This window comes from Escherichia sp. WS3227_2 (genome assembly GCF_046486495.1).
Classification (GTDB): domain Bacteria; phylum Pseudomonadota; class Gammaproteobacteria; order Enterobacterales; family Enterobacteriaceae; genus Escherichia; species Escherichia coli.
The window spans coordinates 125558-138230 of the sequence record NZ_JBJQLG010000014.1 but is presented as its reverse complement, the minus strand read 5'-3'; the positions used below and the strand labels follow the sequence as shown (position 1 = coordinate 138230).

The 12673-nt window shown below is 47.9% G+C and carries 10 protein-coding genes and 2 pseudogenes; 10 read left to right on the top strand and 2 right to left on the bottom strand.

Annotation, left to right across the window (positions count from 1 at the left end; all coding sequences use genetic code 11):
* From ACJHXB_RS19255 to appY, 10 genes and pseudogenes are all read left to right on the top strand, one after another.
* Positions 1-223 (top strand): NlpC/P60 family protein (locus tag ACJHXB_RS19255; protein WP_032147180.1); only part of this gene is annotated, 223 nt, incomplete at its 5' end.
* Complete coding sequence (locus ACJHXB_RS19250; RefSeq protein WP_000847666.1) at positions 220-792, top strand: tail assembly protein; 573 nt, start codon at positions 220-222, stop codon at positions 790-792. The genes ACJHXB_RS19255 and ACJHXB_RS19250, both read left to right, overlap by 4 nt.
* A 60-nt stretch (positions 793-852) precedes the next feature.
* Positions 853-4332 carry a phage tail tip protein gene (locus ACJHXB_RS19245; RefSeq protein WP_410233528.1) on the top strand — a complete coding sequence of 1160 codons (3480 nt, stop codon included), beginning with the start codon at positions 853-855 and terminating at the stop codon, positions 4330-4332.
* Positions 4333-4399: 67 nt separating this feature from the next.
* Positions 4400-4999: an Ail/Lom family outer membrane beta-barrel protein gene (locus tag ACJHXB_RS19240; RefSeq protein ID WP_001228252.1), complete on the top strand. Its 600-nt coding sequence runs from the start codon at positions 4400-4402 to the stop codon at positions 4997-4999.
* A gap of 64 nt (positions 5000-5063) precedes the next feature.
* Positions 5064-5430, top strand: a pseudogene (locus tag ACJHXB_RS19235) (prophage tail fiber N-terminal domain-containing protein); the annotation flags it as partial.
* A gap of 1990 nt (positions 5431-7420) precedes the next feature.
* Entirely contained in the window at positions 7421-7690 is a 270-nt protein-coding gene (locus tag ACJHXB_RS19230; RefSeq protein WP_001544317.1) for a hypothetical protein, read from the top strand.
* Positions 7691-7702: 12 nt separating this feature from the next.
* Entirely contained in the window at positions 7703-8386 is a 684-nt protein-coding gene (locus tag ACJHXB_RS19225) for a tail fiber domain-containing protein (RefSeq protein WP_410233527.1), read from the top strand.
* Positions 8387-8396: 10 nt separating this feature from the next.
* Entirely contained in the window at positions 8397-8690 is a 294-nt protein-coding gene (locus tag ACJHXB_RS19220; RefSeq protein WP_000355609.1) for a hypothetical protein, read from the top strand.
* Between the two features lie 19 nt (positions 8691-8709).
* Positions 8710-8820: pseudogene (locus ACJHXB_RS19215) on the top strand (tail fiber assembly protein); the annotation flags it as partial.
* A gap of 545 nt (positions 8821-9365) precedes the next feature.
* The gene (appY, locus tag ACJHXB_RS19210; RefSeq protein WP_000386784.1) at positions 9366-10115 is read left to right on the top strand and encodes a DNA-binding transcriptional activator AppY; all 750 of its coding nucleotides are present in this window, start codon (positions 9366-9368) and stop codon (positions 10113-10115) included.
* Positions 10116-10363: 248 nt separating this feature from the next.
* Here appY and ompT read toward each other — a convergent pair whose 3' ends face one another.
* Together ompT and envY are read right to left on the bottom strand one after the other, a co-directional pair.
* Entirely contained in the window at positions 10364-11317 is a 954-nt protein-coding gene (ompT, locus tag ACJHXB_RS19205; protein ID WP_025210277.1) for an omptin family outer membrane protease OmpT, read from the bottom strand.
* A gap of 513 nt (positions 11318-11830) precedes the next feature.
* Positions 11831-12592 carry a DNA-binding transcriptional regulator EnvY gene (envY, locus tag ACJHXB_RS19200; RefSeq protein ID WP_001177464.1) on the bottom strand — a complete coding sequence of 254 codons (762 nt, stop codon included), beginning with the start codon at positions 12590-12592 and terminating at the stop codon, positions 11831-11833.
* Positions 12593-12673: the final 81 nt, after the last annotated feature.

Below are 12673 nucleotides of genomic sequence, written 5' to 3'. Positions count from 1 at the left end.
TGTGCTGCTGTGCTGTTTTGGTTCATCGGTGCCGAATCATGCCGCCATTTACTGTGGTGATGGCGAGCTGCTGCACCATATTCCTGAACAACTGAGCAAACGAGAGAGGTATACCGACAAATGGCAGCGACGCACACACTCCCTCTGGCGTCACCGGGCATGGCGCGCATCTGCCTTTACGGGGATTTGCAACGATTTGGCCGCCGCATCGACCTTCGTGTGAAAACGGGGGCTGAAGCCATCCGCGCACTGGCCACACAGCTCCCGGCGTTTCGTCAGAAACTGAGCGACGGCTGGTATCAGGTACGGATTGCCGGGCGGGACGTCAGCACGTCCGGGTTAACGGCGCAGTTACATGAGACTCTGCCTGATGGCGCTGTGATTCATATTGTTCCCAGAGTCGCCGGGGCCAAGTCAGGTGGCGTATTCCAGATTGTCCTGGGAGCAGCCGCCATTGCCGGATCATTCTTTACTGCCGGAGCCACCCTTGCAGCATGGGGGGCAGCCATTGGGGCCGGTGGTATGACCGGCATCCTGTTTTCTCTCGGTGCCAGTATGGTGCTCGGTGGTGTGGCGCAGATGCTGGCACCGAAAGCCAGAACTCCCCGTACACAGACAACGGATAACGGCAAACAGAACACCTATTTCTCCTCACTGGATAACATGGTTGCCCAGGGCAATGTTCTGCCTGTTCTGTACGGTGAAATGCGCGTGGGGTCACGCGTGGTTTCTCAGGAGATCAGCACGGCAGACGAAGGGGATGGTGGTCAGGTTGTGGTGATTGGTCGCTGATGCAAAATGTTTTATGTGAAACCGCCTGCGGGCGGTTTTGTCGTTTATGGAGCGTGAGGAATGGGTAAAGGCAGCAGTAAGGGGCATACCCCGCGCGAAGCGAAGGACAACCTGAAGTCCACGCAGCTGCTGAGTGTGATCGATGCCATCAGCGAAGGGCCGGTTGAAGGTCCGGTGGACGGATTAAAAAGCGTGCTGCTGAACAGTACGCCGGTGCTGGACAGTGAGGGGAATACCAATATCTCCGGCGTCACGGTGGTGTTCCGGACCGGTGAGCAGGAGCAGACACCGCCGGAGGGATTTGAATCCTCCGGCTCCGAGACGGTGCTGGGTACGGAAGTGAAATATGACACGCCGATCACCCGGACCATCACGTCGGCAAACATCGACCGTCTGCGCTTTACCTTCGGTGTACAGGCACTGGTGGAAACCACCTCAAAGGGGGACCGGAATCCGTCGGAAGTCCGCCTGCTGGTTCAGATACAGCGTAATGGTGGCTGGGTGACGGAAAAAGACATCACCATTAAGGGCAAAACCACCTCGCAGTATCTGGCCTCGGTGGTGGTGGATAACCTGCCGCCGCGCCCGTTCAATATCCGGATGCGCAGGATGACGCCGGACAGCACCACAGACCAGCTGCAGAACAAAACGCTCTGGTCGTCATACACCGAAATCATCGATGTGAAACAGTGCTACCCGAACACGGCACTGGTCGGCGTACAGGTGGATTCGGAGCAGTTCGGCAGCCAGCAGGTGAGCCGTAATTATCATCTGCGCGGGCGTATTCTGCAGGTGCCGTCGAACTATAACCCGCAGACTCGGCAATACAGCGGTATCTGGGACGGAACGTTTAAGCCAGCATACAGCAATAACATGGCCTGGTGTCTGTGGGATATGCTGACCCATCCACGCTACGGCATGGGGAAACGTCTTGGTGCGGCGGATGTGGACAAATGGGCGCTGTATGTCATCGGCCAGTACTGCGACCAGTCAGTGCCGGACGGCTTTGGCGGCACGGAGCCGCGCATCACCTGTAATGCGTACCTGACCACACAGCGCAAGGCGTGGGATGTGCTCAGTGATTTCTGCTCGGCGATGCGCTGTATGCCGGTATGGAACGGGCAGACGCTGACGTTCGTGCAGGACCGACCGTCGGATAAGGTGTGGACCTATAACCGCAGTAATGTGGTGATGCCGGATGATGGCGCGCCGTTCCGCTACAGCTTCAGCGCCCTGAAGGACCGCCATAATGCCGTTGAGGTGAACTGGATTGACCCGGACAACGGCTGGGAGACGGCGACAGAGCTTGTTGAAGATACGCAGGCCATTGCCCGTTACGGTCGTAATGTCACGAAGATGGATGCCTTTGGCTGTACCAGCCGGGGGCAGGCACACCGCGCCGGGCTGTGGCTGATTAAAACGGAACTGCTGGAGACGCAGACCGTGGATTTCAGCGTGGGTGCTGAAGGGCTTCGCCATGTACCGGGCGATGTCATTGAAATCTGCGATGATGACTATGTCGGTATCAGCACCGGTGGTCGCGTGCTGGCGGTGAACAGCCAGACCCGGACGCTGACGCTCGACCGTGAAATCACGCTGCCATCCTCCGGTACCACGCTGATAAGCCTGGTTGACGGAAGTGGCAATCCGGTCAGCGTGGAGGTTCAGTCCGTCACCGACGGCGTGAAGGTAAAAGTGAGCCGTGTTCCTGACGGTGTTGCTGAATACAGCGTGTGGGGGCTGAAGCTGCCGACGCTGCGCCAGCGCCTGTTCCGCTGCGTGAGTATCCGTGAGAACGATGACGGTACGTATGCCATCACTGCCGTGCAGCATGTACCGGAGAAAGAAGCCATCGTGGATAACGGGGCGCACTTTGACGGTGACCAGAGCGGCACGGTGAATGGTGTCACGCCGCCAGCAGTGCAGCACCTGACTGCCGAAGTCACCGCAGACAGCGGGGAATACCAGGTGCTGGCGCGCTGGGATACGCCGAAGGTGGTGAAGGGCGTGAGCTTCCTGCTTCGCCTGACCGTGGCAGCGGATGACGGCAGTGAGCGGCTGGTCAGCACGGCCCGGACGACGGAAACCACTTACCGCTTCACACAACTGGCGCTGGGGAACTACAGGCTGACAGTCCGGGCAGTAAATGCGTGGGGGCAGCAGGGCGATCCGGCGTCGGTATCGTTCCGGATTGCCGCACCGGCAGCGCCGTCGCGGATTGAGCTGACGCCGGGCTATTTTCAGATAACCGCCACGCCGCATCTTGCCGTTTATGATCCGACGGTACAGTTTGAGTTCTGGTTCTCGGAAAAGCGGATTGCGGATATCAGGCAGGTTGAAACCACAGCCCGCTATCTTGGCACGGCGCTGTACTGGATAGCTGCCAGTATCAATATCAAACCGGGCCATGATTATTACTTTTATATCCGCAGTGTGAATACTGTTGGCAAATCGGCATTCGTGGAGGCTATCGGTCGGGCGAGCGATGATGCGGAAGGTTACCTGGATTTTTTCAAAGGAGAGATAGGGAAAACACATCTGGCTCAGGAGCTGTGGACGCAGATTGATAACGGTCAGCTTGCGCCTGACCTGGCTGAAATCAGGACGTCCATTACGGATGTCAGCAATGAAATCACGCAGACTGTCAATAAGAAACTGGAAGACCAGAGTGCGGCGATCCAGCAGATACAGAAGGTTCAGGTTGATACAAATAATAACCTGAACAGCATGTGGGCTGTGAAGCTGCAGCAGATGCAGGACGGACGCCTTTATATCGCGGGTATTGGTGCCGGTATTGAGAACACCCCTGACGGCATGCAGAGTCAGGTGCTGCTGGCGGCGGACAGGATTGCGATGGTTAATCCTGCGAATGGCAACACAAAGCCGATGTTTGTTGGTCAGGGCGATCAGATATTCATGAACGAAGTGTTCCTGAAATATCTGACGGCTCCCACCATTACCAGCGGCGGTAATCCTCCGGCATTTTCCCTGACACCGGACGGGCGGCTGACGGCGAAAAATGCCGATATCAGCGGTAACGTGAATGCGAACTCCGGGACGCTCAACAACGTCACGATTAACGAGAACTGCCGGGTTCTGGGAAAACTGTCCGCGAACCAGATTGAAGGCGATCTCGTTAAAACAGTGGGCAAAGCTTTCCCCCGGGACTCCCGTGCACCGGAGCGGTGGCCATCAGGAACCATTACCGTCAGGGTTTATGACGATCAGCCGTTTGACCGGCAAATTGTTATCCCGGCGGTGGCATTCAGTGGCGCTAAACATGAGCAAGATCATACTGATATCTACTCCTCATGCCGTCTGATAGTACGAAAAAACGGTGCTGAAATTTATAACCGAACGGCTCTGGATAATACGCTGATATATACGGGTGTTATTGATATGCCTGCAGGCAGTGGTGTCATGACACTGGAATTTTCTGTATCGGCATGGCTGGTAAATGGCTGGTATCCCACAGCAAGTATCAGCGATTTGCTGGTTGTGGTGATGAAGAAAGCCACCGCAGGCATCAGTATCAGCTGAATTTTATAACCCCAATACGGGCGTCAGAAATGACGCCTTTTTTATTGCAGAAAAGCGAGAGGTAATTATGCGTAAATTATGTGCTGTTATTCTGTCCGCAGTAGTCTGGCTGGTTGCCGCTGGTACGCCAGCGAGCGCAGCAGAGCATCAGTCCACACTAAGCGCCGGGTATCTTCAGACCCATACTGATATGCCAGGCAGTGATGACCTGAAGGGCATTAACGTGAAATACCGTTATGAATTTACGGACACGCTGGGGCTGGTGACGTCATTCAGTTATGCCAATGCCAAAGATGAGCAAAAAACGCATTACAGCGATACCCGCTGGCATGAAGATTCAGTGCGTAACCGCTGGTTCAGCATGATGGCGGGGCCATCTGTACGCGTGAATGAATGGTTCAGTGCTTATGCGATGGCAGGTGTGGCTTACAGCCGTGTTTCGACGTTCTCCGGGGATTATCTCCGCGTAACTGACAACAAGGGGAAAACGCACGATGTGCTGACCGGAAGTGATGACGATCGCCACAGCAACACGTCTCTGGCGTGGGGAGCTGGCGTGCAGTTTAACCCGACCGAATCCGTGGCCATTGATATTGCTTATGAAGGCTCCGGCAGTGGCGACTGGCGCACTGACGGTTTCATCGTGGGTGTCGGTTATAAATTCTGATTAGCCAGGTAACACAGTGTTATGACAGCCCGCCGGTTCAGGCGGGCTTTTTTGTGGAGTGGATATGGCAGCAGTAAAAATCTCAGGTGTGCTGAAAGATGGTGCGGGAAAACCAATACAGAACTGCACTATTCAACTGAAGGCAAAGCGTAACAGCACCACGGTACTGGTGAACACGGTGGCCTCTGAAAATCCGGATGAAGCCGGGCGTTACAGCATGGATGTTGAGTATGGCCAGTACAGCGTCACCCTGCTGGTTGAAGGTTTTCCGCCTTCACATGCCGGAACCATTACCGTCTATGAAGGTTCCAGACCAGGTACGCTGAATGATTTTCTCGGTGCCATGACGGAAGATGATGTCATGCCAGAGGCATTGCGTCGTTTTGAGGCAATGGTGGAAGAAGCGGCACGCAACGCCGAAGCCGCCTCTCAGAGCGCAGCGGTGGCAAAGAAATCCGAAACTGCAGCGGCATCATCGAAGAACGCGGCGAAAACCTCAGAAACGAATGCAGCTAACAGCGCACAGGCGGCAGCGACCTCACAGACTGCATCGGCAAACTCCGCGACAGCAGCCAAAAAATCAGAAACCAACGCGAAAAACAGCGAGACAGCCGCAAAGACGAGCGAAACCAACGCAAAGTCCAGCCAGACGGCAGCGAAAACCAGCGAAACGAATGCCAAAGCCAGTGAAACTGCGGCGAAAAACAGCCAGGCTGCAGCAGCTGAAAGCGAGAGCGCGGCGGCCGGTTCTGCGACTTCAGCAGCCGGATCAGCAACTGCTGCGGCTAACAGTCAGAAAGCAGCGAAGACGAGTGAAACTAACGCAAAGTCCAGCCAGACGGCAGCGAAGACCAGCGAAACGAATGCCAAAGCCAGCGAAACTGCAGCGAAAAGCAGTCAGGATGCAGCAGCCGAAAGCGAGAGTGCTGCAGCTGGTTCTGCAACAGCGGCAGCTAATAGCCAAAAAGCTGCAAAAGCCAGTGAAACTAACGCAAAGACGAGTGAAACAAAAGCAGCAGCTAGCGAGACAGAAGCAACGTCAGCCGCAACAAGAGCAGAGAATGCAGCCCGGATTGCAGAAGATGCCGCTGATCCTGCTTCTGTCCCTCCGCTTCCTGATATCTGGCTACCCTTGAATGATTCTCTGGAAGCGATAACAGGGTATGCCCCGGGCTATAAAACAATAACCATCGGCAGTGATGAAATAACAATGCCTGTTAATGGCATATGCCAATTTAGCCGGGCTTCATCTGCAACGTATATTGATAAGTCCGGGCATATTACCGTGGCAGGGAATAACGTTCCTCGTTTTGAAAAATATGGTTTGCTGATAGAGAATCAGCGAACAAACATGTTCGTAAATAGTTTTAATCCTGATGCCTGGAATAAAAGCGGTGGTATATCTGTAACATCATCAACAGATGAATTTGAGTTTAAATATGGACGTTTCACAGTAGGAAGCGACATAGCAGGAACGACAACAGGGAGAAATATATGCACAGTTGCTGGTAATAAAGGCATAGATGTGACTGGCGATGATCAGTACAGTAAAGGTCCGTATGTTACCGCGTCGTTCAGGGTAAGAAGTGATCTCAATGTTCGCGCACGTATCCGTTTTGAACGGTATAACTCGGAAGGATACACTTTCCTTTGTGACGCCTATTTGTCATTACAGACCCATGAACTACAAATTACGGGTGGTAATGCCCAGCTATTAACAGCAAACTTTGAAATCGATCCAGGTAGTGGATGGATATATTTTCAGGCAACCCTGAAATGTCTGCCAGAATGGGGAATGGTTGGTACGCAGTTGCAAATTGCAGCCGACAGAGCTGTGGGGTCTTTTGCAACAGGTGACTGGATAGAAGTAACCACCCCGCAATTTGAGTATGGTGCTTGTGCAACATCCTTTATCATAACGACAACAGAGCCAGCTACTCGTGCATCAGATTTATGTAAATTTCCGCTGATGAAAAATATGTATACCATGCCTTTTACGTTCATGGTGGAAGTCCATAAAAACTGGTTTATTTCTCATAATGCTGCACCGCGTGTCATTGATTCAGAAAATCACCAGTCCGGGGGCCCATTTATTATGGGGTTTGGTTCTTCTGGAACTATTAGTCAGGACGGTTATTCGTATTGCGATATAGGCGGGGCTAACCGACGTGTATATGAGTCATGCGGAGTAAGAGATCTCGTTATGGGATTCAGGGTTAAGGCTGACGGCATGACATGCTCATTTGCAAATAAGCATATAAGCACAGAAACAAAAACAGTATGGAAATATATTCGTGAAGCTGCCGTGATTCGTATCGGGGGGCAAACGACGACAGGATTACGACACCTTAATGGTCATATAAAAAACCTCCGTTTCTGGAACAGAGCATTGTCAGATACGCAGCTTAAGGAATACGTATAATGCGGGATATAACATTACGATTCGATAACAGAGAACAGTTTAACGCAATTGTATATGACAGTGGCCTGTTCAGTCTTGAAGAAGAAAATGGGGTTCTTGTTGATGTTATTGGCTGCATTATCGATTACGAGGAGCCAGAAAACGAAAGATGTACAGGCATTGATCGCGGTGGTTTTTTCGTAAACATGAGGATTGTTGATGGCAGTAAAAACATATCTTCTTTAATGCCTTTCATTACGACAGATCAGCATGTAAGGACATGGGCTTAATGGAGTAAGACAATGGTTACAAAAACAGTAATTCCGGGAGACATCACCACGCTAAAGGGAGATATTTCCTCAATTAACGGAAAAGTATCAACGCTTCAGACTGAGATGACCAGTGCAAAGCAGGATATCAGCTCCAGATACACAAAAACTGAAGTTGATAATAAGCTGAAAAACAAACTGGAAGTGAATGCTCTCGAAAGCGGTAATTATGGTGGAGATTTTTACCCGCTGACTGGCCGCGAAGCGTTTTATTTATGGGGGTTGGGCACGACTACTGCGGCGGCAAACCTTTATCTTAATCCTGACCCTGCAATTTCGTCTGTACTGCGGTCAACATCGTCTATCCGCTATAAACATTCAGTAGAGACGATAGATTCAGAGCACGCCGATGTCATTTTCAGGATGCGCCCTGTGTGGTACAGGTCGCAATGCGAAAATGACATGCGTGACTGGGGGTTCTACGGATTGATTGCCGAGGAAGTAGGAGAAATTGCCCCTCAGTTTGTACACTGGCGACCAGCTAACGAAGATGATGCTCCTGAAGCTATTTCCAGCAATGGCCTTGTTGCCGAAGGTGTAATGTACGAACGTCTGGTTGTTCCACTGATTCACCATATCCAGAAGCTGACAGAAAGAGTTGATGAACTTGAGTCAGAATTAAAGTTGTTATTAACTTCCCGAAGCGATATCGGATAAAGGAGGAATAATGGATATAACACCTTTCCTTCATGCACTTTGTGCTGTGGCTGCGCAGGTACTGGTTGGTCTTTTTACCGGAAACTGGGCTTACGGGGCGATAGCCGGTTGTACGTTCTTCATTGCGCGTGAACACACCCAGGCAGAATATCGCTGGATCGAAATGTTCGGGCATGGCAAGCGAATGAATATGCCGTGGTGGGGCGGTTTTGATCCGCGCGCGTGGGATGTGGCAAGCCTGATGGATTTTGCTGTGCCGGTGGTGGCGTGTCTGCTGGTCTGGCTGTTGGTTAATCGTGGGTGAAAAAAGGTGAGCTGTATATGCAACGGAGGAAGAAAACTCGTTGCTGGAAGCCTGGAAAAAGTATCGGGTGCTGCTAAACCGTGTGGACACTTCCGTAGCACCAGATATCGAGTGGCTTATTCAACCATAATAAACAGTATGTATATCATAGGTTATTAATTGTGAGTTTTTTCGGTGTGTTATTTGTTTGTTTGATGTTATGCTTTTGCGCCCCAAAAGGTTGTTTAGATGTATTTTATCAATTGATTTTCAATGTCGTTTAATAAAGAAAAATTAAGCAAGCTGGATGTTGGTTTTTTGTTAATTGAATGGTTCTAATAATGTTTTTTTACTGTTGTTGAATGTGACTTGATAAGAAATGCAAGTAAAAATGATACTCTTTTTATTTTAAATTCAAACGGTTGACATATATATAGCAAGAGGTTTCAGGTGCGTTGTAGTGAGTTTATGTTAATAAAAAGTATAGTAAGCGTTGAAAAATGTAACTTTGAAATACGTTAGAATAAAAAACAATATACATATAATAATTTAATCTTAAATGAAATTTATTAAAATTTGCAAACTATAATTTTGTGTATAAAAATATAAATGCACATCATCCTGATTATGATTGTGTATTTAATTGGTTGTTATTTGACTGCTATCAACTTGTTTTAATTTTATGATAGGTGCAAGATGGATTATGTTTGCTCCGTAGTTTTCATCTGTCAATCATTTGATTTAATTATAAACAGGAGAGTTATCTCGTTCAAAAAAAATTCATTGTTTATTGTAAGCGACAAAATTAGAAGGGAGTTACCAGTATGCCCCTCTAAACTAAGAATTGTTGATATAGATAAGAAAACATGTTTATCCTTTTTTATCGACGTGAATAATGAGCTGCCTGGCAAATTTACTCTTGATAAGAATGGCTATATTGCTGAAGAGGAACCTCCATTATCGCTTGTTTTTTCTCTGTTTGAAGGGATTAAAATAGCAGACTCACACTCCCTTTGGTTAAAAGAAAGACTATGTATATCCTTACTTGCCATGTTCAAAAAACGCGAAAGTGTAAATTCATTTATACTAACAAATATAAATACATTTACCTGTAAAATTACTGGAATAATCAGTTTTAATATTGAGCGGCAATGGCATTTAAAAGATATTGCGGAATTGATTTATACGAGTGAAAGTTTAATAAAAAAAAGATTAAGGGATGAAGGAACGTCATTTACTGAAATATTGAGAGATACTAGGATGAGGTATGCAAAAAAACTCATAACTTCAAACTCTTATTCTATCAATGTCGTAGCCCAGAAATGTGGCTATAACAGTACTTCATATTTCATATGTGCATTTAAAGATTATTATGGTGTCACGCCATCTCATTATTTTGAGAAAATAATCGGCGTCACAGATGGAATAAACAAAACAATTGACTGATAATGTTTATTACAAGTTGTCTACATGTTAATTATAATATTATACAGCGTTTTTTTGATGTGATATTCTGGAACCATTAATTTGTAATTGGGTTGCTGTCGCCTATTTTATACATGCTATAATTGATGGTTTTCTATGTGATTTAGTTAATAACCTTCTGGGTTTATTTTAAGGGTTAATTGTTACATTGAAATGGCTAGTTATTCCCCGGGGCGATTTTCACCTCGGGGAAATTTTAGTTGGCGTTCTTAAAATGTGTACTTAAGACCAGCAGTAGTGATGAAGTTATAGTTTTCTATGCCTGCACCATTTTTGCTGTAGTCTGAAGTGTTATCATTGTGATCATAAAGTGAAGTATTACCTTTTTTATTCGTAACCCGATTCCATGCGCCTTCAACATAAACTTTTGCGTTAGGTGTTACGTAATAACCTGCATTGACTGCAACAGAATAGTAATTTTGGTCTTTGACTTTACTGCGATAAGTGATTCTTTTTCCTGGGTCATAGTGCTCATCGTTATCAGATGCTTCCACCCAGCCGCTGTATTTAAATGTGCCACTTAGCTCAAAATCTTCATAACGATAACTTCCAGTCAAGCCAATGTAGGGCATTTTAAAACGTTGTTTGTAGCCGATTGCTCTTTCTCCATTCGGGAAGGAGCCGATATCATCTCTGAATCCCTCCTCAGAACTGTAGATATAGGAACCACCTCTGGCTGTAAAGCTATAACGGCTTTCCTGATATCCGGCCATGAGTCCCAGGCGGTAATTGGGTTCGTTGAGGAGCCAGCCTTTGATATTCAGATCAAATTCGTTGGCATAATTGAGTTGTGTATCAGGGTGCCTACTTTCATCTGTCCAGGTTCCGGGGTTACTGGAATCCATCCAGTCCTGATCGACCATATTGCCACCTCGGCTGCCGAGAGTAGTCCAGCCCGCAGCCCCAATAGATATCTGGGGCATCAAATCCCAATTAATTGCACCTTTAATAATTGCAGCGTTATTGAATTTCCAGTCGAGTTGACTGACTTTTCGGCCTCCTTCTTCGGCTAGATAAACACGCTCTTTTGTTTTTCCGCTCAGAGTTCCAAGACTAATGTCCGCATTTATGTTGTCAGGAGTAAACGATAAAGTCTCGGTAGAAGCAAAAGAGCTGATCGCAATAGGGGTTGTCAGGACTATTCCCAGAAGTTTCGCCCGCATAAAAGTTCTCCATTCAATCGTTTTAATGATTGAATATGTATTTTTTATATCTAACTTAATGAGTCAATTACATATTGCTCCACTGTTTATATTTTGTTTAGTATTGAATGATTATCACAATGCGCTATCTGTTTTTGGTTTAATTATCTGTTATTGTTTCATATTGCGGTTTTACTGTGTGGTTTTTTTATGCTTTTGTGGTGCTTTTATCTATTTAAGTGCCATGCCTTTAGAGGCATATAAGCGAAAATAGCATGAGGTTTATCCTCAATTACTATGTTTTTTAGTACAAAAAAGAGGGACAAAACTGAGACACATAAGGCCTCACAATGGCTTGCAAGGCTTTACATGTTTTGAGGTAGTGGGACGTGTGAGCGCAGAGATGGCGCGGTAAGTTGTTGACTTAAAATGTCGTTCTAGGAACTTCTAAGTCGTGGGCCGCAGGTTCGAATCCTGCAGGGCGCGCCATTTCTTCTTCATTTATCCCCGTCTTATCCGTTTCCGCTTTGCCCTTCACCACATCACTTTTTGTCGCTGTTTGGCGAGATAATTCAACGGTGTCAGGCCGTAAAACGCCTTAAAAACAGAGATAAAGTACGACGTGCTGCTATAGCCACATAATTGCGCCACCTGAGTGATATTTTTGTTATCCATCAATAACATCTGTACGGCGTAACGCATACGACACTCTGTGACAATCTGGCTATAGCTGGTATTTTCGTTTTTTAATTTCTTTTTGAGCAGGCTGGGGCTTAAACATAGCGAACTGGCGACAATTCGCAGATTCCAGTAATGCTGAATATCGCTTTGAATAATGCGGCAGACGCTGTCACGGACGCTGCTGCGTAAGATATACATCAGTAGGGCAATAAACCGCGATTGCTCAAGAAAGTTAGACAATACGGTAAAAAGCAATGCGCGCGTCAACTCCGCTTCGCAGGGTTTGCTGGGTTGCTGCTTGCTGTGGTTGGCGGCTAGCCGAAACACTTCCGGTGTACGGCTATGACAAGCGATAACCGGGGTAGCCAGCCGCGACCAGGGCTTTACGCAGGTTAAGTTCTTATTTAAAAACAACAGATAATCGTTGATGATGTTGCGGTTGATGTGGGTGATTAATACGTGATTTAACGTTGAGAGTTCAATGACGTTATTGTTGCACGCGAAGGCGGCCAGGTAGTTTTTCGGGAGGGTAAACGTAGCATGGTTATTGACGCTTACCTCTACCTCTTTTTCGGTCAGGATCACCACGCAAGGTTCACTGCTGCTCAATTGCATTTCGCACTCCTCAGATATCAGAAACTCCGCTCAAAGGATCTATGCTTCCTGCATGAGTGATCGGCCCGTTCGCCGATAACG